We start from the raw sequence: 20,087 nt of genomic DNA on the forward strand, positions 1-20,087 counted from the left end.
TCGCTGTTTGCCCATGAAATGGCGCATTGGAGGCCACCCCATGGCTGCGTCCGCTCGAACAATGCCGATAGACTATCGAGGCAAAACAGGCACGGCGGTGCCCACTACCTTGTTAGATTCCCCTGGAAGGACGAAGAAATGACGGAGATGGCAGCAGAAGTTCTGAGCGAAGTTCGTGGTCAGGTGGGCTTCATCACGCTCAATCGCGCCAAGGCGCTGAATGCGCTTTCGCTGGGCATGGTGCGTGATCTGCTGGCCACGCTGCTGGCATGGCAGAAGGACGAGAAGATTCTCGCGGTCGCCATTCGCGGCAATGGCAAGGAGGGCGCGTTCGGTGCGTTCTGTGCGGGTGGCGACATCCGGTTCCTGCACAAGGCGGGCAGCATCGGCAATCCCGAACTTGAGGATTTCTTCACCGAGGAATACGCGCTCAACCATTTGATCCACACGCTGGGCAAGCCCTACATCGCGTTCATGGACGGCATCGTGATGGGCGGCGGCATGGGCATCAGCCAGGGTGGCACGGCGCGCATCGTGACCGAGCGCACCAAGATGGCCATGCCCGAAACCATCATCGGCCTGTTTCCCGACGTGGGCGGCGGCTACTTTCTCTCGCGCTGCCCGGGCCGTGTGGGCGAATGGCTAGCGCTGACGGGCGACACCATCAACGGGGCCGATGCCATTGCCTACAAGCTGGCCGACGGCTTCATGCCCTCCGACAAGCTGGCGGGCGCTTGGGAGCAACTCGGCAGCCAAACATTCGCCAGCGGCGCGGCGATTCAGCAATGGATCGAGTCGCAGTATGTACCAGCGGGCGAGGGCGCCTTCGGCAACCGGGCACACATCGACCGGTTCTTTGCGCTACCGACCGCGCTCGACATCGTGCTCGCGCTTGAGAAAGAGGGCGACGAGTGGTGCCAGAAGAGCGCTGCGGTGCTGCGCAAGCGCTCGCCGCTGATGCTGGAAGTGGTGCTTGAGCAAGTGCGCCGCGCGCGCGAGATGACACTGGCAGAAGACCTGCGCATGGAGCGCGATCTGGTGCGCCACTGCTTTTATCTGCGCCCAGGCGAGAGCGAAACCCTCGAAGGCATTCGCGCGCTGGCCGTGGACAAGGACCACAACCCGAAGTGGAACCCGGCACGCGTGGAAGACGTGAAGCGCGAACTGGTCGAGGCGTTCTTCGAGAGCCCATGGCCAGCACATTCGCATCCGCTCGCGGCGCTGGCATAACGCTCGGCGAACGCACCCCGCAATGAGAAACAGCTCCGGTCCAGGAGCTGTTTCTCGTTGGGGAAGCGATGCAGTCAGGCGCGCGTTCAGCGATGGCGACTCTTCATCACGCGCTCCACTTCGCGCTTGCCTTCACGGTCCTTGATGACGTCGCGCTTGTCGTGTTCGGCCTTGCCCTTGGCAAGTGCAATGTCGCATTTGGCACGGCCATCTTTCCAGTGCAGATTGATGGGCACGAGCGTGTAGCCCTTTTGCTCGACCTTGCCGACCAGGCGCTTGATCTCTTCCTTGTGCAGCAGCAATTTCTTGATGCGCGCGGCATCGGGGCTGACATGCGTGGACGCGGTTCTGAGCGGATTGATCTGGCAGCCGATCAGATACAGCTCACCCTCCTTGATGATCACGTAGCCGTCGGTCAATTGCGCCTTGCCTTCACGCAACGCCTTCACCTCCCAGCCGTGCAGGACCATGCCCGCCTCGTAACGTTCTTCGAAGAAATAGTTGAAGGCGGCTTTTTTGTTGTCCGCAATGCGCGACGATGAGTCTGTTTTTTTGGTTGCCATGGTGAATAGATGCGGCTCACCTGGAAGGTTTAAAGACCTTTCAGCTACAACCCTGAGGGAATCCGCTCTCTCTACAATAGCGGGTTGTCGTCTCGCAATCCCCGATTTTAGTTCCTCATGCCGAAAACCGCCTGGTGTTTCGTGCGATGAACCGATTTGCCTGCCAGCCAGAAGCCGGCAGGCCCTGCGCAATTTCCATGAAAACAGTCAACAAGTCCGTCCTGATCTGGTACAGCCCGAGGAAATGTTCAACCTCGTGACCGACGTGGCCCGCTACCCGGAGTTCCTGCCATGGTGCGATGCCGCCAAGGTGCTGGAAGAGGACGAACAGGGCATGACGGCCGAGGTGGGCATGTCGCTGGGCGGGTTTCGCAAGTCCTTCGTCACCCGCAATACGCATGAGCTGAACCGCCACGTCGCCATGCGTCTGGTGAAGGGGCCGTTTTCCACGCTTGAGGGTGACTGGTATTTCCACCCCGTGGGCGATGGCACGCAGCGTGCGTGTAAGGTCGAGCTGCAACTGACCTACGGCTTCGACAACATGGCTCTGGCTGCCATCGTCGGGCCGGTGTTCGACAAGATTGCCGGCTCGATGGTGGACGCGTTCATTGCCCGTGCCGAAAAGGTCTATGGCTGAGCTGGAGGTCACCGTGGTCACTTCGGCCCGGGCCGCTCAGACCCGCGAATGGGTTGTGTTGTTGCCTCCTGGTGCCACGGTGTTCGACGCCTTGAAGGCTTGCGGGCTCAACGCCGCCGACCCCGCCTACGCGGCCAGCGTCTGGGGCAAATCGGCTGCCGTACAGCACCATCTGCATGATCAGGACCGCGTCGAGTGGTGCCGCGCGCTCAAGGTCGATCCGAAGGTGGCCCGCCGCGAACGTTTTGCAAGCCAGGGCAGTCGCGGCGCCGGTCTGTTTTCCAAGCGCAGGCCGGGCGCGAAGTCGGGCTACTGATTTTTCCTCCATCGTTTCCCGCGTGAGGAAGGCGCTCACAGCATTCCGATGAATGAAAAAAGGGCGCTCGCATGGCGCCGCCCTTCAAATCGATTGTGGAAAATCTAAAACCGGCCCTGAAATTGTGGGCTACTTGCCACAATCGGAGGCGATCACGCTGTCCGCCCGTTTGAGTTCGGCCTCGCGCGTTGCTTCGTCCATGAAGCCACGTTCGCCTTTTTCGTTCACGTGACCGATCAGCCCACCGGAGTTCAAGGATTCCTTGGATTTTTTGGCGCGTGCGCAATTCTCGGCTTTGGCCTTGGCGACACGGTCGGCTTCGGCCTTTTTCTTGGCGGCCTCTTCGGCCTCCTGTTTGGCCTTGGCTTCTTCGAGCTTCTTGTCCGTGCCAGAAGGCTGCGGCAGGCCCGGCGCACTGGCTGAGGCCACCGGCGCGGAAGCCGGAGTAGCCGCATCGGGCTGCTGCTGCTGCTGCACCGGCGCGGGCGTGGAACTCGACCTGCCCGAGCCGGGCTGCTTCAGAATGTTCTTTTGCGGCACTTCCACCGGCGGCGGTCGGTCGCTGTAGACCTTGCGGCCGTCCTTGTCCAGCCACTGCCATTGCGCAGATGCGCCCAGCGCCCAGGTGCAGGCGATAGTCAACAAAAGAAGCTTGTACGGTTTCATTTGGTTAAGTGTACTGGTGACATGTGTGCTGAACCAAGCGCTTTTCCCTCGGTCACTGCAGAAGTGTTACCAAGCGGGTACAATCGTTTTTTTGGAGCTTTCACATGCGCCTCCTCGGTAAAGCGCTCACTTTCGACGACGTGTTGTTGGTGCCCGCATTCTCGCAAGTCCTGCCCAAGGACACCTCTCTTGCAACGCGCTTCACGCGCAACATCAACCTGAATCTGCCCCTCGTGTCCGCTGCCATGGACACTGTGACCGAAGCGCGTCTGGCCATCGCCATCGCGCAGGAAGGCGGCATTGGCGTGGTTCACAAGAACATGACGGCCGAGCAGCAGGCCGCCGAGGTTTCCAAGGTCAAGCGTCACGAATCCGGCGTGGTGCACGACCCCGTCGTCATCACTCCCGAGCACACCGTCCTGCAGGTGCTGCAATTGTCGGAAGAGCGCGGAATTTCCGGTTTTCCCGTGGTCGATGGTGGCAAGGTCGTCGGCATCGTCACCAGCCGCGACGTGCGCTTCGAGACGCGCTACGACGTGAAGGTCAAGGAGATCATGACGCCGCGCGAGCGCCTGATCACCGTGAACGAGAAAGACGGCACCACACCCGCCGAGGCCAAGGTGCTGCTCAACAAGCACAAGCTCGAACGAATTTTGGTCGTGAACGACGCGTTCGAGCTCAAGGGGCTCATCACCGTCAAGGACATCAACAAGCAGACCAGCTTCCCCAACGCGGCGCGCGACTCTGCCGGGCGTCTGCGCGTGGCCGCAGCCGTCGGCGTGGGCGCTGGCACCGAGGAGCGCGTTGCCGCTCTGGTAAAGGCCGGTGTGGACGCCATCGTCGTGGACACTGCGCACGGCCACAGCAAGGGCGTGATCGACCGCGTTCGCTGGGTCAAGGAAAATTACCCGCAGGTCGACGTGATCGGCGGCAACATCGCCACGGGTGCGGCAGCGCTGGCGCTGGTCGAGGCGGGCGCGGACGCGGTCAAGGTCGGCATCGGCCCGGGCTCGATCTGCACGACGCGCATCGTCGCGGGCGTGGGCGTTCCGCAAATCATGGCGATTGACAGCGTGGCGCAGGCGCTGGCCGGCACCGGCGTTCCGCTGATTGCCGACGGCGGAGTGCGCTACTCGGGCGACATCGCCAAGGCGATTGCGGCTGGCGCATCGACCATCATGATGGGCGGCATGTTCGCCGGCACCGAAGAGGCTCCGGGCGAAGTCATCCTATACCAGGGCCGCTCGTACAAGAGCTACCGCGGCATGGGCTCCATCGGCGCGATGCAGCAGGGCTCGGCCGACCGCTATTTTCAGGAAGCCACCACCGGCAATCCCAACGCCGACAAGCTCGTGCCCGAAGGCATCGAGGGCCGCGTGCCCTATAAGGGCTCGGTCATCGCCATCATCTTCCAGATGGCGGGCGGCGTGCGCGCGGCCATGGGTTACTGCGGTTGCGCAAGCATTCAGGAAATGAACGACAAGGCCGAGTTCGTGGAAATCACTTCGGCCGGCATTCGCGAATCGCACGTACACGATGTGCAGATCACCAAGGAAGCGCCGAATTACCGCGCGGATTGAATCTGGCCTGAATTTTTCGCAATTCTGGTCAAAATGATAGAATCTGGTCTGAGATTAAATTTCAGACCAGATTTTTTTTTGACATTCCTGGCGTGAACAAAAAGCGCTGGAATTATCAAAGGCACTCACCATGCAATCCGTCGGCATCTATGAAGCCAAGACCCGTTTCTCTGCCCTGATCGAACTCGTCGAGCAGGGCGAGGAAGTGCGCATTACGCGCCATGGCAAGGAAGTGGTGCGCATGCTGCCGGTGCGCCGTCGCCCGGTGATTTCCGACGAGCAGATTGCCCGTGAACTGGGTCAGATCGATGCGTTGCAGGCCAGCATCCAGCCTGCGTCACAGGCCGATGGCGGCGCCGACGCGCTGCGCAAGAACGGTCGGAGCCGAGCCGCATGACTGCCTTTGTGCTGGATGCCTCCGTGACCGCCGCCTGGCTGTTGCCCGACCACGCGAGTGATGCCACGCGCCGCCTGTATGCGCGCATTCGCCGCGACGAACTCGATCCGCAGGCACCCAATCTCTGGCAATGGGAATGTGGCAACCTGATCGCGAGCGGCGTCCACGCGGGCCGCATTCCGCACGCGTCGGTCGAAGGACTGTGGGGCGTGCTCGAGGCCATTCGCCACCGCGTGGAACTCCACGAACTCGCGCCCGCGCAGCACAAGGCCGTGCTCGACGTGGCGCTCGAAACCGGCCTGTCGGTCTATGACGCGTCCTATCTCTGGCTCGCGCGATCACTCAAACTGCCGCTTGCCACATTCGATCCGGCGCAGATCGATGCCGCCCGAAACAGCGGCGTGAATCTGCTCGATCTTTCCAGTCTCTGATTTCAATTCACACTTATTCTTCTTCAGCCTCCAACCACCATGCAACACGACAAGATCCTCATCCTCGATTTTGGCTCCCAGGTCACGCAGCTCATCGCGCGCCGCGTTCGCGAAGCCCATGTGTACTGTGAAGTGCATCCGTGTGATGTGACGAGCGACTGGGTGCGCGAGTTTGCCGCTGACGGCAGGCTCAAGGGCGTAATCCTCTCGGGCAGCCACGCAAGCGTCTACGAAGTGGACGACCGCGCGCCCGACGCCGTGTTCGAGTTGGGCATTCCCGTGCTCGGCATTTGCTACGGCATGCAGACCATGGCGCAGCAACTCGGCGGCAAGGTCGAGGGCTCGAACAGCCGCGAGTTCGGTTACGCCGAAGTGCGCGCGCACGGTCACACCAAGCTGCTCGAAGGCATCGAAGACTTCAGCACACCGCAAGGCCACGGCATGCTCAAGGTGTGGATGAGCCACGGCGACAAAGTCACGCAAATGCCCGAAGGCTTCAAGATCATGGCCTCCACGCCCAGTTGCCCGATTGCCGGCATGGCGGACGAGGCGCGCCGTTATTACGCGGTGCAGTTCCACCCGGAAGTCACGCACACCGTGCAGGGCGCCGCGATGCTCAACCGCTTTGTGCGCGACATCTGCGGTGCCAGCCCCGACTGGATCATGGGCGACTACATCGAAGAAGCGGTGGCCAGGATCCGCGAACAGGTGGGCAATGAAGAAGTGATTCTGGGCCTCTCCGGCGGCGTCGATTCATCGGTGGCCGCAGCGCTGATCCACCGCGCCATCGGCGACCAGCTCACCTGCGTATTCGTCGACCACGGACTGCTGCGCCTGAACGAGGGCGACATGGTCATGGACATGTTCGAAGGCAAACTGCACGCCAAGGTCGTGCGCGTCGATGCGTCCGACCTGTTCCTCGGCGAACTCGTCGGCGTCTCCGAGCCCGAGCAGAAGCGTAAGATCATCGGTCGCCTGTTCGTTGACGTCTTCAAGGCCGAAGCCAGCAAGCTCAAGGCCGCGAACGCCGGCAGCCAGGGCGCTAGTTTTCTCGCGCAGGGCACGATCTACCCGGACGTGATTGAATCCGGCGGCGCCAAAAGCAAGAAGGCCGTTACCATCAAGAGCCACCACAACGTCGGTGGCCTGCCCGAGCAACTCGGCCTCAAACTGCTGGAGCCGCTGCGCGACCTGTTCAAGGACGAAGTCCGCGAACTCGGCGTAGCCCTCGGCCTGCCACGCGAAATGGTCTACCGCCACCCCTTCCCGGGCCCAGGCCTCGGCGTGCGCATTCTTGGTGAAGTCAAAAAAGAATACGCCGACTTGCTGCGCCGCGCCGACGCCATCTTCATCGAAGAGCTGCGCAACTGGATCGACGAAGCCACCGGCAAAAGCTGGTATGACCTCACCAGCCAGGCCTTCACCGTGTTCCTGCCCGTCAAGAGCGTCGGCGTCATGGGCGACGGCCGCACCTACGACTACGTCGTCGCGCTGCGCGCCGTACAAACCAGCGACTTCATGACCGCCGACTGGGCAGAACTGCCTTACGGCCTGCTCAAGAAAACCTCGGGCCGGATCATCAACGAAGTGCGCGGGATCAATCGTGTGACGTACGACGTGAGTTCTAAGCCGCCGGCGACGATTGAGTGGGAGTAAGTTTCTCCAGTTTCAGGACTTCCCATAGCGTTCCGGTTCTTCCGAGAAACATAGTCCTGACAAGGAGTTAGCTTCTCACTCGGTGTCATGCCGTTTCACCGGTGCCCGACGATTTGTCGGTACCGGTGACGGTACCGGTCACCTGATCCTCCAAATACCCAACTTGATACCGTCATCTGGTCTGACGGTATCAACTGACGGTATCACGTTGGAGGAAAAAATGATTACTGACAAGCAGTTACGGACGCTGAAGGCATCTGAGAAGGTCTACAAGGTCGCCGACCAGCAAGGGCTGTACGTAACGGTTCTGCGAACGGGGAACATCAGCTTTCGCTACGACTATCGGCTCAATGGGCGCCGTGAAACCCTGGTGATCGGGCAGTACGATCCGGCGCTTGCGGCCAGGAAACCGCGTGAGATGGCGACTCTTGAGTACGGCATGCTCTTGTCGCTTGCTGAGGCGCGTTTGCTTCTGGCAAATGCACGGCGAACCATAGAGCAGGGCGAGAGTCCGTCTCGTGCGAAAGTGGAGAGGCGGGCGGAAGCCAATGAGGGGATGACGTTTGGCGGGTGGGCCGAAAAGTACTTTGCTGAAGCCAAGTTGGCAGAGTCAACCCGTGCGATGCGTAAGTCCGTCTACGACCGCAACCTAGCCACCGAGTTCGGTCGCCTCAAGTTGGAAGAGATCACGCCATCACGATTGATGGCGAGATGCGAAAAAATCAAAGAGCGCGGTGCGCCAGCGCCGGCCGTCCAGTCACGGGACATCGTGCTGCAGATCTTCCGTTTTATTCAGGCGAGAGGGTTGAGGATCGAGAACCCCGCGGAAGCAATTCGTCCGAGTGCCATCGCCGCCTTCAAAGTCAGGGATCGGTCCCTATCGCCCGAAGAAATCCACAAGTACTTCAATGCGCTCGAGGAGGTCTCTTCAGCAGCGACGTTGCGCCTCGCAGTCAAGTTCATGTTGCTGACAATGGTGCGAAAGAGCGAGTTCACCCAGGCCAAGTGGGAAGAAGTCAATTTCGAAACGGGCGTTTGGACGATTCCCAAGGAGCGGATGAAGGCGAGTCGACCACACAACGTCTACCTCAGCCAGCAGGCTATCGACATCCTAGTGGCCTTCAAGACCTGCTACGGTGCAAGCCCATACCTCCATCCTGGACGCTACGAGTCGGATTTCCCGATGAGCAATGGAACCTTGAACCGGCTCGTTGTCGCTGGTACCGAGGTGATCGTTGCTCGCGGTGAAGAGTTCGAGCCGTTTACGGTGCACGACCTTAGGCGGACAGCCAGTACTCTGCTGCATGAGGCGGGATACAACAGCGACTGGATCGAAAAGTGCCTTGCTCACGAGCAACGGGGCGTGCGCGCTGTTTACAACAAGGCGGAGTATGCCGAGCAGCGGCGTGCGATGCTTCAGGCGTGGGCAGATATGTTGGACACTTGGATCTTGAATGGGCCCAGTCCCGTTCGGCCCATCAATCTGGGCTTCCCGCCGGAGTCGCGCTTGGAGGGACTTCAACCGCTGGAGCCAGCCCAGGCCGTGTGATCAGGACGCTGCGGAGCACCGGCAAGCAGCATGGAACGTGCGGGAGGAGGTTGGTGCGAGCCTCCTTCGCACACATTGTCCCGATTGTTCAAATCCCGTTGCGCTGCGATTGCTCAGTTGAACACCTCGACGTGTCAAATGACAGTGAAAGTGCAAACTCTGCCTAGTTAGTGCAAAGTTGCTGACACAGATAGTGCAAAAATGGCGCGCCGGGAATTGTTCAGCGCGTGACCAGCAAAGCCGATGCCCTTGCAACCGCTACGCTGCCTCGGTCAGGCCGCTATCATCAAGGCTCAACGCCTCTCGCATGGCGTCCACAAATACGCGGACCTTCGGGAGCAATTGCCGGCGGGTTGGGTACACGGCCCACACCGCCAGCTCCTTCGGCCGCGCATCCTCCAGCTCGACGGAAACCAGTTGGCCAGCGGCAAGATGCCCACGGGTGTACCAACTGGACAGCATCGCGATTCCTGCGCCTGCAATGCAGGCGTCGTGCACGCCCTCGAAGCTGCTGACGGTCAGCCGGCCGCCTGCGCGCACGGTGCGTTCCTGCGCGCCGACCGTGAAACTCCATTGCTGGGCATCGGGGGGCGTGATGCACTCATGTCCGGCCAGATCGCTCAACCGCCGTGGGGCGGGCCTGCTAGCCAGGTAGCTTGGTGCAGCGCACAGGATGCGTCGTTTGGTTCCCAGCGACGTAGCTACCAGGTTCGAGTCGCGCAAGTCTCCGATGCGCACGGCCACGTCCACGCCAGTTGCCGCCAGATCCAGCACCGCATCGGTTAGAACCAGGTCGACCCGAAGATCGGGATTGGAGCGCATCAGCTCTGTGAGGGTAGGCATAAGCACGGCGCGGCCCATGGAGCCGCAGGCTGTCACCCGCAGGGTTCCAGTGGCACCGCAAACGCTTGGGCGAATCTCGGCGATGCCTGCTTCGGCCCCGGCGGCCACCCAAACTCCCCACTGATGGCCACCTCAAACTCCCCACCTGAGTTGATCGGGGACAGGGGGTAAACGCCGGCGCCGCTGGCACCTGTTGGCAGGACAGTAGTTCTGGTCTTCCCCGAGGGGAGGCCAAGGAGTGAATGTCTTGAAACCCAACCAACGGGCCACCGTCTACACGCTGCTCGAGCGTGGCAGCACCCAGCGCGAGATCGCGCGCATCACCGGAATCGACCGCAAGACCGTCAGGAGTTACCAACGTCGCCGGCAGGCCGAGCAGTCAAATTCCCCCGGGGTGGCCACCGGCCCTGATGCCATGGCCGCTCACGTGGCCGCGCAAATTCCCCCACCCTGGCCACCGGCTCCCACGTCAGTGGCCGCCTCCCTATGCGAGCCGTACCGCGACTTCATCGAGGCCCAACTGCGTCTCAAGCGCAACGCCACGGCCATCTACCAGGACCTGGTCGATGTCCACGGCTTTGCCGGCCAGTACAACTCGGTCAAACGCTTCGTGGCCCGGCTGCGTCACAAGGAGCCCGAACAATTCGACCGCCTGTCCTTCCTGCCCGCAGAGGAGATGCAGGTGGACTACGGTGAGGGTGCACCCACCCGGGTGCCGGGCAGCAACCGGTACCGCAAACCGCGCCTGTTCGTGGCCACGCTGCGCTACTCGCGGGCCAGCTTTCGGCACGTGGTCTGGAAGTCCAGCCAGCAGGTCTGGGCCGAGCTGCACGAGCGCGCGTTTCGCCACTTCGGTGGCTGCCCGCAGTACGTGGTGCTGGACAACCTCAAAGAGGGCGTCATCAAACCCGACCTGTATGAGCCCGAACTCAACCCGGTCTATGCCGCCACCCTGGCGCACTACGGCGTGGTGGCCGACCCGGCCCGGGTGCGTGACCCCAACCGCAAGGGTACGGTAGAGCACGCCATCGGCCACACCCAGGCCACGGCCTTGAAGGGCCGGCGCTTTGAGTCCATCGAAGAGCAGAACACCTTCCTGGCGCAATGGGAGAAGAATTGGGCAGCCAAGCGCATCCACGGCACCGAGCGGCGCCAGGTGCAGGCCATGTTCGCGGAAGAACGCCCCACCTCAAAGCTTTGCCACTGCTGGGCATGCAGTATTTCGAAGAGGTCCAGCGCACGGTGTGCGACGACAGCTGTGTGCGGGTGGAGCACAGCAGCTACGCCGCGCGCCCGGCGGTCATCGGATCGAAGGTGCGGGTGCGCATCTTCGCCCAGCGCATCCAGATCTTTGATCTGCAAACCGGCACCTTGCTGCGCAGTCACCCCAAGGCTGAACGCCCCGGCACCGTGGTGCTGCCCAGGATGAGCGGGTGTTCAACCCCTCGCGTGAGACCCGCCTGATCCTGCGCCAGGCCGGCCAGATTGGCGAACACGCCGCCCGGCTGTGCCAGTTGCTCTTTGCCATCGAGGGCCGGGTGGGCCAGCGCAAGCTCTGGGGCATCGTCGGCCTGGTGCGCCGATATCCGGCGCATTGTGTCAACGCCGCTTGCGCCCAGGCTCTGGAGCAGGGCATCTACAGCTTCAAGCGCGTCCAGGCATTGACAGAGGCGCTCTTTGCCGATGCGCTTGAAGCCATCGAGACCCAGGCCGGTGGCGAGCATGTAACGCCCACCACGGCGACCCTGACCCAGCAGCACGAGCTGATCCGCGATGCCGATGAATACGGTGACCTGTTTGCCCACGCTGCGGCCACCGCCGCAGTTGGGAGCCAGCCATGAACATGGTCGAGATCGAGCGCGCGCTGCGCCAGCTGCGCCTGTCGGGTATTGCCGAGACCCTGTCGACCCGCGTGATGCAGGCCCAGGTCGCCCAGGAGCCATTTCTGCAGACCTTCGCCGCCATGCTTCAGGATGAGCTCGACCGGCGCCGATCGCGCCTGACAGAGCGCCGCTACAAGCGCTCGGGTCTGGACGAGAAGGTCAGCCTGGCCGACTTCGACTGGCGTTTCAACCCCAAGCTGCCCCGCGCGGCCTGCTTTGAGCTGCACACCCTGAAGTTCATCGCCGAGGGTTCCAACGCGCTCATCGTCGGTAAACCCGGCACCGGCAAGTCTCACATTGCCAAGGCCATCGCCTACCAGGCCACGCTGGGCGGCCACGATGTGCGTTACCTCGAGGCCGACGCCGAATTCGCCCGCTACGCGCTGGCAAGTGCCACCGAGCGCATCGGCCTGCTCAAGGAGTGGGTGGAGCCTGACCTGATCATCTTGGACGATCTGTTCCTGGCCAGGCGTATCAGCGAGCACGCCGCCGAGGTCCTGCAGGCCATCGTGCATCAGCGCTACAAGCTGCGCCGCGCCATCGTGGTGACCTCCAACCGCGTGGTGCAGGACTGGGGTCGCTATCTGGGCGACGCCACAATGGCGACCACCATCCTGGACCGCCTCATGCACCGCTGCACGATGCTGGAATTCGAGGGCAAGAGCTACCGGCTCAAAGAGGCCGCCGCACGCATCGCCATCGGCACTGAGTCGTCATAATCCAACCGGTCTTGCCTGGGGAATTTGGGGTGGCCACAGGTGGGGGAATTTGGACTGGCCATCGGGGTGCTTCGGCGGCTTCCTGTATCGTCGTGGCGAAGGGCAAAAACGCTTCACCTTCGGTGGTCAACGACACCGATCGCGTGGTCCGGTGCATGAGGCGCACGCCCAGCCCGTTTTCCAAGCTGGCTAGTCGCCGCGCCGCTGCCAGCGGTGGGATGCCAAGCCGGCGCGCAGCAGCGGAAAGGTTGCCGGCGGCGGCGGTTTGCAGGAAGACTGCAACCCCCGCGAGGTCGATCTTTGGTGCGTCGGATTTCATGTTCACTTCGCCAAGTTGCGGCCTACAGCCGCCAGCAATTAAATCAAAAACTGAATAACCAGTTCATTCATGGCGACTTCTATTCATTTTAGGAGTAAGTGTCTAAGCTACATCCATTCCGGCGCCGGCATGGCAGGCCGGCAACGACAAGCTAAAGACGACATGCAACGACACGATTCCGCCGCGCTCGCAGTGCCGGCGTCCAACCGGCCATCAGCCTTGTTTCAGACGATGGCGCTTGCTGGCCTCACCCTGCGCAACCGGGTGCTCATCGCGCCCATGTGCCAATACTCGGCCGACGACGGCAACGCCAACGATTGGCACCTCATGCACTACGGCAACCTGGCCGTCTCTGGCGCCGGCCTGCTGATCCTCGAAGCCACGGCGGTCTCAGCTATTGGACGGATCACAGCAGCAGACCTGGGCCTGTACTCGGATTCGAACCAGGCCGCGTTGGGACGGCTGCTCGGGTCACTGCGCCGGTTCTCCAGCATCCCCGTGGCGATCCAGTTGGCCCATGCGGGCCGCAAGGCGTCGAGCCATGTGCCGTGGCACGGTGCTGCGCAGATTCCCCCAAATGAGCCGAGGGCTGGCAAGCCGAAGCACCTTCGGCGGTCGCGCACGCCGATGGCGAAGCTGTGCCCACGGCCATGTCCAAGGTGGACATGGCCAAGGTGCGGGATCAGTTCGTCGCAGCAGCCCGTCGCGCCGACGAGCTGGGCTTCGATGGCATTGAGGTCCACATGGCCCACGGCTATCTGCTGCACGAGTTCCTGTCGCCCTTGTCTAACGAGCGAAGCGATGAGTACGGCGGCAGCTTGGACAACCGCATGCGCTTCCCGTTGGAACTATTCGCGGCCGTGCGAGAAGCCGTCAGCCCCGGCAAGCCAGTTTGGGTGCGCATCTCGGCCACCGATTGGGCCGAAGGCGGCTGGGGCATCAGTGACTCGGTTGCACTGTCTCAACGGCTAAAAGACCTGGGCTGTGCGGCCATCCATGTTTCCACGGGCGGGCTATCCACGGCGCAACGGATTCCCGTCACGCCGGGATATCAGGTGGAGTTCGCCAAGACGATCAAGCAGGCCACCGGGATGACGACGATTGCGGTCGGCCTGGTGACAGAAGCGCAGCAGGCCGAAACCATCGTTGCAACAGGCCATGCCGATGCCGTTGCGATTGGCCGGGCTGCGTTGTATGACCCCGCTGGCCCTGGCATGCCGCCGCTACGTTGGGCGCACAGGTCGAAGCGCCGCAGCCCTACTGGAAAAGCCAGCCGCGAGAATTCGCTGAACTTTTCCGGCAGGTCGAGTTGGGATACCGCTGAGCAGCCTCGAAGGCAGAGAATTTCTTCACTATCTTTGGCGCTGTGAACGGGGATTTTTCGTTAACTCCGGCGCAAGGACCAAACCCAATGGCACAGAAAGTGGTATTGATGTTTGGAATCAATGGTCCTGTTTTCACGATTTGTGTCATTGGACTCGACGCGTAGCAAAGACAAGGAGCGAAATCCGGCGCCATAGGAAAGTCAGCCGGATGCAGCGCCGTTGTCGATGGCGCTCATTCCCTAGCGCTTGAACGGCATCGGATGGCCCGTCAAATGGAGCTACCTCTCCATCTGATGAAGGACTGAGATGTTGACTGACAAGCAGTTGAAGATGCTGAAGGCGTCCAACAAGGTCTACAAGATCACTGATCAGCAGGGACTGTACGCCGCTGTTTTGCGCTCGGGAAACATAAGCTTTCGCTACGACTACAGACTTCACGGGCGCCGCGAGACGCTGGTCATTGGCCAGTACGACGCAGATTTGGGCGCCAAGCATCAGCGCGAATTGGATCAACTCCATTTCGGCATGCCGTTGTCGCTTGCTGAGGCGAGATTGCTTTTGACGCGGGCGCGACGATCCCTGGAGCAGGGAGAGAGCCCGTCCCGATCAAAGGTGGAAAAGCGGATTGAAGCTAGCGAGGCGTTGACTTTTGGTAAGTGGGCAGAGAAATACTTTGCCGAAGCAAGGCTGGCGGACTCCACTCGAGCAATGCGTAGGTCTGTCTACGTCCGGAATCTTGCGACGGAGTTTGGCCGCTTGATGTTGGAAGAAATTACTCCTGTCCGGCTGATGGCAAGATGCGAGAATATCAAGGAGAGAGGTGCGGCCGCGTCTGCGGTGCTGGCCCGCGAAATCGTGCTGCAGGTCTATCGCTTCATTCAGGCGAGAGGTTTGAAAATTGCCAACCCGGCAGAAGCAATCCGTCCGAGCGCCATTGCGACCTTTAAGGCTCGGGACAGGGCTCTGTCACCAGCCGAGATCCACACTTTTTTCAATGCTCTGGATGAAGTCACCTCTGCCCCGACATTGCGCCTAGCCGTTAAGTTCTTGCTGCTGACTATGGTGCGCAAGAGTGAGCTCATCCAGGCCAAATGGGAAGAGATTGACTTCGAAACGCGCATATGGACGATTCCTAAGGCGCGTATGAAAGCTGGCCGTCCTCACAACATCTATCTCAGTCAGCAGGCGATGGATATTTTGATGACACTCAAGGCTTTCCGCGCTGGGAGCTCCTATCTGCTTCCCGGACGTCATGAGCGCGATTCCCCCTCAGTAGTGGCGCGTTGAATCGCGTGCTAATGGCCGGCAGAGATGTGGTCGAGAAGCGGGGCGAGGGGATTGATCCCTTTACCGTACACGACCTCAGGCGCACGGCCAGCACATTGCTACATGAGGCAGGTTACAACACCGACTGGATAGAGAAGTGTCTCGCTCATGAGCAAAAAGGTGTCCGCGCGGTCTACAACAAAGCTGAGTACGCGCAACAGCGGCGAGGAATGCTGCAGGACTGGGCAGACATGGTGGAGTCCTGGATTCATAGTGGCCCATGCCCTGTATATCTCGGTGCTGCGCCTGGAGTCAGTAAAGCAAGTGGCTTGATTGGCTCACCTGGACAGGTAAGCCTGCCAAATGCGCTCGTGGCACACCCGCTTCTTAACGGTCGCCCTCGTGAGGGAATAAGCTCTCGCTCCACAGGTCTCACGGCGGGATCGAACTGAAATCCATTCTGCCTGCAGCAGCCGCAATGGAGGCTGGCTGCGTGTTCCGGCGCCATGACGCCTGATTGCAGGTGCACACTGGGATTGGCCTTGCTGGTTAGACAACCATGCTGCTGCTGGCGATCTGGTTTTTCCCGAGCAGGGTCTGGATCTTCTGCAGCGCCGCACTGAGTTCGGCGTGGCTTCTTGCTCCGCCGACGGAGATGCGAACGCCTGAGGGCAACTCGTTCTCTACGCCGAAGGCATGAGTTGCGGCGATGCGGACACCCACGTCTTCCAGGGCATGGCTGAAGGCAGCTGGCCGCCACTGCGGCGGCAGGGGCAGCCACAAATGAATGCCACTCGGGTGCGCCTGGATACTGTCCGGCAGAAACGAACGCGTCAGTGCCTGCCTTGACCGGGCTTCGAGCTGGACTTCTCCCAGCAGTGATTTGGCAGTGCCATTCACGATCCAAGTTTGAACCAGGGCGGCAAGTAACGCTGAGCAGCCCATGCTGGTCGCAGCGAAGCTCTCCAGCAGAGTGGCGGTGGCCTGGCCGGACGGCGCTACGACGTAGGCTGCGCGCAGGCTCGGTAGCAGGCATTTGGACAGCGATGCCAAGTAGTACGAGCGCTCCCCTGATGTGTACGTCGATATAGGCGGAGGTGCGTCGTTGAGCAAATGCCGATACGGGTCATCCTCGACCAAAGTTACATCCAATTGGCGCAGTACCGCTGCGATGTCCTGGCGCCGTGCGGCGGGCATGGTTAAGGCGGTGGGATTCTGGATCGTCGGATTCAGATAGAGCAGGCGCGCGCCCGTGTCCCGGCAACTGCGCTCCAGGGCGTCAGGCAGCATGCCGGAGGCATCGGCTGGCACGCCGATGATTTTGAGGCCCAGCGCCCTTGCTGCTCGCATGAAACCTGGATAGGTCAATGGGTCGCACAGCACGGCGTCGCCGCGCCGGGTGTGCGCCTGCAGCAGGTTGAAGATAGCTCCTTGCGTGCCAGCGCACATCAGCACTTGGCTTTGGCCCATGGCGTCCAGCATCGGGCCCAGCCAGGTTCGTGCCGCCTGCAAGGCTGCCGACTCAAGCACTGGATGGTGGTAGCAACTGACCGATTCCGCATCGTGCCGGGTTAGCACCTCGGATATGCCCGCCTTGATGTGTTCAGCCAGGGCTCTATTGGCGGGCTGCGGCGGGATGTTCATGGCTAGGTCGACCATGCCCGCTTTGAAGGAACGTAGGGCTCCGCGATGAAGGAACCGCGTCCACCGAACGAAGCCAGCAGCCCTCGGACACGCGCTTCGGCATAGGCGCGCGTCACGGTGGTCAGGTCAACACCGAGTGCGGTAGCCAGCCATCTTTGCGGCGGCACCTGATCGCCGGGCTTCAGTTCTCCATCGCGCACGGCATGCGCGATCAGATCGGCAATCTGTAGGTATCTTGGCCCGCCGCCTGCAACGAGCGGCTTGAGCCAAGCAGGGCGCTGTTGCATGCCTGCTCCCTGGCTCGCGGCCATGCCGCGTTCATGGACTTGTCGATGTTTCATACGCTGATGACTATAATAAACATACACATTTATTTTAACGCATACAAAGTAAAAGTGTATGGATTTATGGATCTCCTACTGAATGATCCACACCCGCCGTAGATGCGCTATGAGTCAATCACACATCCATTCGGCACCTGGCATAGGGGAGCCTCATCGGGCCCCGCGGACTGCCGATGCCTACACCGAAGTCATGGTGCCCGTTTATTCCCCGCTGGATCTTCTGGCTGTTCGAGCGCAGGGCGCGACGGTCTGGGATGCCGCAGGCAAGGAATACATCGACCTGTCGGGCGGCATTGCCGTCAATGCCCTGGGCCATTGCAATCCCGCGCTGATTGAAGCGCTGACAGCCCAGGCCCATCGGCTCTGGCATATCTCCAACACCTACAAATCGGATTCCACGCTGCGCCTTGCCGGAGCGCTTATCCGGTTGACGTTTGCAGAGCGGGTGTTCTTTGCGAACTCTGGCGCGGAGGCTAACGAAGCGGCCTTCAAGCTCGCGCGCCGCTATGGCTTGCAGCAGTCGCCGCGGAAGTACGAAATCGTCTCGGCGCAAAACAGCTTTCACGGTCGGTCGCTGTTCACCGTCAGCGTGGGCGGCCAGCCCAAGTACTCGAATGGTTTCGGTCCAGCCATCGAAGGGATCCGGCACGTGCCGTTCAACGACCTGGGCGCGCTGGAGCATGCCGTGTCAGAGAACACCTGCGCTGTGGTGCTGGAGCCCGTCCAGGGGGAAAGCGGTGTGCTTCCGGCCACACGCGAATACCTCGCCTGCGCCCGTGCCCTGTGCGACCGCCACAACGCGCTGCTCATCCTTGATGAAGTGCAGACGGGGGTTGGGCGGCTGGGAACGCTGTTTGCCTATGAGCACTTTGGCGTGGTGCCGGATGTGATGACTATCGCAAAGGCCATCGGTTGCGGCATTCCGCTGTCGGCCATGCTGACGATGGCTAGGTTCGCCGAGCACCTGGGGCAGGGCACGCATGGAACCACTTTTGGTGGCAATTCCCTGGCCTGCGCGGTGGGCGAGGCAGCGCTTCATGCCATCAGCCAGCCGGAATTGCTCTACGGCGTTCTGGAGCGTCACGACTACTTGGTCAGCAGATTGCGGCAGATCGGTGAGCGCTACGGTGTTTTCGATGAAGTCCGCGGCATAGGTCTGCTGATCGGCTGCGTGCTTGCCGAACCCTGGCATGGCAAGGCCAGAGACGTTGCCAAGGGGGCTCTAACGCACGGCGTGATGGTGCTGCAGGCAGGCCAGGACGTGATGCGGCTGGCACCGAGCCTCAACATTAGCTATTCCGAGATCGATGAAGGGCTCGCACGCCTTGAGGCCTTGGCCCAGGAACTCAATCACGAAACGGTGAATTGCTAAGTGCCTGCCTTCGACCCCCACTTTCCATACCGACAACCCAGGAGTCAGATATGCAAACCCCCCATCTTCCAATCTACATGGACTACAGCGCCACGACTCCGGTAGACCCGCGCGTCGTGGATGCAATGATTCCGTGGCTCCGGGACCACTACGGCAATCCCGCATCCAACACCCACGCCTGGGGTTGGGAAGCAGAGAAGGCCGTAGAGCGCGCCCGCGCGCATGTCGCCGCGCTGGTGGGCGCAGATCCGCGTGAAATCGTCTGGACTTCGGGTGCCACCGAATCAGACAACCTCGCCCTCAAAGGCGCGGCCCACTTCTACCAGGGCAAAGGCAAGCACCTCATCACGGTCAAGACAGAGCACAAGGCAGTGCTCGACACGATGCGCGAACTCGAGCGGCAAGGCTTTGAGGTGACTTATCTCGACGTGAAGTCGGACGGCTTAATTGACCTCGAGACCTTCAAAGGAGCACTGCGCCCCGACACCATCCTGGCATCGGTGATGCTCGTGAACAATGAGATCGGCGTGATCCAGAACATTCCGGCCATCGGCGCGATCTGCCGGGAGCGCGGCATCATCTTTCACGTCGATGCAGCGCAGGCCACGGGAAAGGTGGACATAGACCTTAAGACCTTGCCCGTTGACTTGATGAGCCTGGCGTCGCACAAGACCTACGGCCCCAAGGGCATCGGTGCGCTCTACATCCGGCGTAAGCCGCGCATCCGCATCGAGGCGCAGATGCACGGCGGCGGCCACGAGCGTGGGATGCGCTCCGGTACCTTGCCCACCCACCAGATCGTGGGCATGGGCGAGGCATTCCGGCTCGCAGGCCTTGAGATGGGGGCGGAGCGCGAGCGCGTTCGGATGTTGCAGCGCAAGCTGCTGAGTGGCTTGCAGGAGATCGAGCAGGTCACGATCAACGGTCACCTAGAGCATTCCGTTCCCCACTCGGTCAACGCATCGTTCAATTACGTCGAGGGCGAATCGCTGCTCATGGGCATCAAGGCCGTTGCGGTCTCGTCCGGATCGGCGTGCACTTCGGCCAGCCTGGAGCCTAGCTACGTGTTGCGCGCGCTGGGCCTGAGCGACGAGGTGGCGCATTCCAGCTTGCGGATCACTATTGGCCGTTTCACCCAGGAGCACGAGATTGACACGGCGATAGCCGTCATCAAGCAGCACGTCGCCAAGCTACGCGATCTTTCACCGCTATGGGACATGTACAAAGACGGGATCGACCTTAGCACTATTCAATGGGCTGCCCATTGAGTCTGAGAGTGGAGAGTACTATGAGGATAGCCTTTGTTGGCGCCGGAAAAATGGCCTCCAGCCTTATAGCCGGAATGGT

Annotated in this window: 16 protein-coding genes and 4 pseudogenes; 14 read left to right on the forward strand and 6 right to left on the reverse strand. The window is 61.3% G+C overall.

The genetic code is table 11. The features are described from left to right. Nucleotides 1-138: 138 nt before the first annotated feature. The gene (locus H9K75_RS22055) at nucleotides 139-1,230 is read left to right on the forward strand and encodes an enoyl-CoA hydratase/isomerase family protein (RefSeq protein WP_187724150.1); all 1,092 of its coding nucleotides are present in this window, start codon (nucleotides 139-141) and stop codon (nucleotides 1,228-1,230) included. A gap of 86 nt (nucleotides 1,231-1,316) precedes the next feature. Here the strand turns inward: H9K75_RS22055 and smpB are convergent, their stop codons facing one another. Next, nucleotides 1,317-1,793, reverse strand: coding sequence for an SsrA-binding protein SmpB (smpB, locus tag H9K75_RS22060; RefSeq protein WP_187724151.1), 477 nt, complete (start codon nucleotides 1,791-1,793; stop codon nucleotides 1,317-1,319). Between the two features lie 197 nt (nucleotides 1,794-1,990). On the opposite strand from smpB, the pseudogene H9K75_RS22065 reads away from it, so the two are divergent. After that, nucleotides 1,991-2,430: pseudogene (locus H9K75_RS22065) on the forward strand (type II toxin-antitoxin system RatA family toxin). After that, entirely contained in the window at nucleotides 2,423-2,746 is a 324-nt protein-coding gene (locus H9K75_RS22070) for an RnfH family protein (protein WP_187724152.1), read from the forward strand. Before H9K75_RS22065 ends, H9K75_RS22070 begins: the two are co-directional and overlap by 8 nt. A 129-nt stretch (nucleotides 2,747-2,875) precedes the next feature. On the opposite strand, the gene H9K75_RS22075 is transcribed toward H9K75_RS22070, so the two are convergent. Then, nucleotides 2,876-3,412, reverse strand: a complete 537-nt coding sequence (locus H9K75_RS22075; RefSeq protein ID WP_187724153.1) for a DUF4124 domain-containing protein — start codon at nucleotides 3,410-3,412, stop codon at nucleotides 2,876-2,878. A gap of 104 nt (nucleotides 3,413-3,516) precedes the next feature. Between H9K75_RS22075 and guaB the strand changes: the two genes are divergently transcribed. The 5 genes from guaB (at nucleotide 3,517) to H9K75_RS22100 (ending at nucleotide 9,025) form a co-directional block, all read left to right on the forward strand. Continuing rightward, nucleotides 3,517-4,992 (forward strand): IMP dehydrogenase, encoded by a 1,476-nt coding sequence (gene guaB / locus H9K75_RS22080; RefSeq protein ID WP_187724154.1) that lies wholly within the window; start codon nucleotides 3,517-3,519, stop codon nucleotides 4,990-4,992. Between the two features lie 130 nt (nucleotides 4,993-5,122). After that, nucleotides 5,123-5,389 (forward strand): type II toxin-antitoxin system Phd/YefM family antitoxin, encoded by a 267-nt coding sequence (locus H9K75_RS22085; protein WP_187724155.1) that lies wholly within the window; start codon nucleotides 5,123-5,125, stop codon nucleotides 5,387-5,389. Further along, nucleotides 5,386-5,820 (forward strand): type II toxin-antitoxin system VapC family toxin, encoded by a 435-nt coding sequence (locus H9K75_RS22090; protein ID WP_187724156.1) that lies wholly within the window; start codon nucleotides 5,386-5,388, stop codon nucleotides 5,818-5,820. The genes H9K75_RS22085 and H9K75_RS22090 overlap by 4 nt, the downstream gene beginning before the upstream one ends. A gap of 39 nt (nucleotides 5,821-5,859) precedes the next feature. After that, complete coding sequence (gene guaA / locus H9K75_RS22095; RefSeq protein WP_187724157.1) at nucleotides 5,860-7,476, forward strand: glutamine-hydrolyzing GMP synthase; 1,617 nt, start codon at nucleotides 5,860-5,862, stop codon at nucleotides 7,474-7,476. 220 nt (nucleotides 7,477-7,696) lie between these two features. Next, nucleotides 7,697-9,025: a tyrosine-type recombinase/integrase gene (locus tag H9K75_RS22100; protein ID WP_187724158.1), complete on the forward strand. Its 1,329-nt coding sequence runs from the start codon at nucleotides 7,697-7,699 to the stop codon at nucleotides 9,023-9,025. 258 nt (nucleotides 9,026-9,283) lie between these two features. Here H9K75_RS22100 and H9K75_RS22105 read toward each other — a convergent pair whose 3' ends face one another. After that, entirely contained in the window at nucleotides 9,284-9,868 is a 585-nt protein-coding gene (locus H9K75_RS22105; protein WP_264293898.1) for a substrate binding domain-containing protein, read from the reverse strand. 238 nt (nucleotides 9,869-10,106) lie between these two features. Here H9K75_RS22105 and istA point away from each other — a divergent pair. Beyond that, nucleotides 10,107-11,709, forward strand: a pseudogene (istA, locus tag H9K75_RS22110) (IS21 family transposase). Then, on the forward strand, nucleotides 11,706-12,470 hold the full coding sequence (istB, locus tag H9K75_RS22115) for an IS21-like element helper ATPase IstB (RefSeq protein WP_011804279.1): 765 nt from the start codon (nucleotides 11,706-11,708) through the stop codon (nucleotides 12,468-12,470). Before istA ends, istB begins: the two are co-directional and overlap by 4 nt. On the opposite strand, the gene H9K75_RS22120 is transcribed toward istB, so the two are convergent. Continuing rightward, the gene (locus H9K75_RS22120) at nucleotides 12,424-12,789 is read right to left on the reverse strand and encodes a LysR family transcriptional regulator (RefSeq protein WP_226858366.1); all 366 of its coding nucleotides are present in this window, start codon (nucleotides 12,787-12,789) and stop codon (nucleotides 12,424-12,426) included. The two genes, istB and H9K75_RS22120, sit on opposite strands and share 47 nt — an antisense overlap. Nucleotides 12,790-12,951: 162 nt before the next feature. On the opposite strand from H9K75_RS22120, the pseudogene H9K75_RS22125 reads away from it, so the two are divergent. Next, nucleotides 12,952-14,113: pseudogene (locus H9K75_RS22125) on the forward strand (NADH:flavin oxidoreductase/NADH oxidase). A gap of 307 nt (nucleotides 14,114-14,420) precedes the next feature. After that, nucleotides 14,421-15,832: pseudogene (locus tag H9K75_RS22130) on the forward strand (tyrosine-type recombinase/integrase). A 97-nt stretch (nucleotides 15,833-15,929) separates the two neighbouring features. On the opposite strand, the gene H9K75_RS22135 reads toward H9K75_RS22130, so the two are convergent. Both H9K75_RS22135 and H9K75_RS24330 read right to left on the reverse strand, forming a co-directional pair. After that, nucleotides 15,930-17,024, reverse strand: coding sequence for an aminotransferase-like domain-containing protein (locus H9K75_RS22135; protein WP_264293900.1), 1,095 nt, complete (start codon nucleotides 17,022-17,024; stop codon nucleotides 15,930-15,932). Nucleotides 17,025-17,026: 2 nt separating this feature from the next. Next, a complete protein-coding gene (locus tag H9K75_RS24330; RefSeq protein ID WP_226858368.1) occupies nucleotides 17,027-17,311 on the reverse strand; it encodes a GntR family transcriptional regulator in 285 nt (94 codons plus the stop codon). A 136-nt stretch (nucleotides 17,312-17,447) separates the two neighbouring features. On the opposite strand from H9K75_RS24330, the gene H9K75_RS22140 reads away from it, so the two are divergent. Together H9K75_RS22140 and H9K75_RS22145 are read left to right on the forward strand one after the other, a co-directional pair. Continuing rightward, entirely contained in the window at nucleotides 17,448-18,740 is a 1,293-nt protein-coding gene (locus H9K75_RS22140) for an acetylornithine/succinyldiaminopimelate transaminase (RefSeq protein ID WP_319016852.1), read from the forward strand. A 50-nt stretch (nucleotides 18,741-18,790) separates the two neighbouring features. Then, a complete protein-coding gene (locus H9K75_RS22145) occupies nucleotides 18,791-20,008 on the forward strand; it encodes an IscS subfamily cysteine desulfurase (RefSeq protein WP_187724160.1) in 1,218 nt (405 codons plus the stop codon). Nucleotides 20,009-20,087 lie beyond the last annotated feature (79 nt).

This window comes from Diaphorobacter aerolatus (genome assembly GCF_014489535.1).
GTDB lineage: Bacteria > Pseudomonadota > Gammaproteobacteria > Burkholderiales > Burkholderiaceae_C > Diaphorobacter_A > Diaphorobacter_A aerolatus.

What these genes read in the sequence shown, in the direction of transcription:
- H9K75_RS22055 (WP_187724150.1), top strand. Translation starts at nt 139, where the DNA reads ATGACGGAGATGGCAGCAGAAGTTCTGAGCGAAGTTCGTGGTCAGGTG.
- smpB (WP_187724151.1), bottom strand. Translation starts at nt 1,793, where the DNA reads ATGGCAACCAAAAAAACAGACTCATCGTCGCGCATTGCGGACAACAAA.
- H9K75_RS22070 (WP_187724152.1), top strand. Translation starts at nt 2,423, where the DNA reads ATGGCTGAGCTGGAGGTCACCGTGGTCACTTCGGCCCGGGCCGCTCAG.
- H9K75_RS22075 (WP_187724153.1), bottom strand. Translation starts at nt 3,412, where the DNA reads ATGAAACCGTACAAGCTTCTTTTGTTGACTATCGCCTGCACCTGGGCG.
- guaB (WP_187724154.1), top strand. Translation starts at nt 3,517, where the DNA reads ATGCGCCTCCTCGGTAAAGCGCTCACTTTCGACGACGTGTTGTTGGTG.
- H9K75_RS22085 (WP_187724155.1), top strand. Translation starts at nt 5,123, where the DNA reads ATGCAATCCGTCGGCATCTATGAAGCCAAGACCCGTTTCTCTGCCCTG.
- H9K75_RS22090 (WP_187724156.1), top strand. Translation starts at nt 5,386, where the DNA reads ATGACTGCCTTTGTGCTGGATGCCTCCGTGACCGCCGCCTGGCTGTTG.
- guaA (WP_187724157.1), top strand. Translation starts at nt 5,860, where the DNA reads ATGCAACACGACAAGATCCTCATCCTCGATTTTGGCTCCCAGGTCACG.
- H9K75_RS22100 (WP_187724158.1), top strand. Translation starts at nt 7,697, where the DNA reads ATGATTACTGACAAGCAGTTACGGACGCTGAAGGCATCTGAGAAGGTC.
- H9K75_RS22105 (WP_264293898.1), bottom strand. Translation starts at nt 9,868, where the DNA reads ATGCCTACCCTCACAGAGCTGATGCGCTCCAATCCCGATCTTCGGGTC.
- istB (WP_011804279.1), top strand. Translation starts at nt 11,706, where the DNA reads ATGAACATGGTCGAGATCGAGCGCGCGCTGCGCCAGCTGCGCCTGTCG.
- H9K75_RS22120 (WP_226858366.1), bottom strand. Translation starts at nt 12,789, where the DNA reads ATGAAATCCGACGCACCAAAGATCGACCTCGCGGGGGTTGCAGTCTTC.
- H9K75_RS22135 (WP_264293900.1), bottom strand. Translation starts at nt 17,024, where the DNA reads ATGAACATCCCGCCGCAGCCCGCCAATAGAGCCCTGGCTGAACACATC.
- H9K75_RS24330 (WP_226858368.1), bottom strand. Translation starts at nt 17,311, where the DNA reads ATGCAACAGCGCCCTGCTTGGCTCAAGCCGCTCGTTGCAGGCGGCGGG.
- H9K75_RS22140 (WP_319016852.1), top strand. Translation starts at nt 17,448, where the DNA reads ATGATCCACACCCGCCGTAGATGCGCTATGAGTCAATCACACATCCAT.
- H9K75_RS22145 (WP_187724160.1), top strand. Translation starts at nt 18,791, where the DNA reads ATGCAAACCCCCCATCTTCCAATCTACATGGACTACAGCGCCACGACT.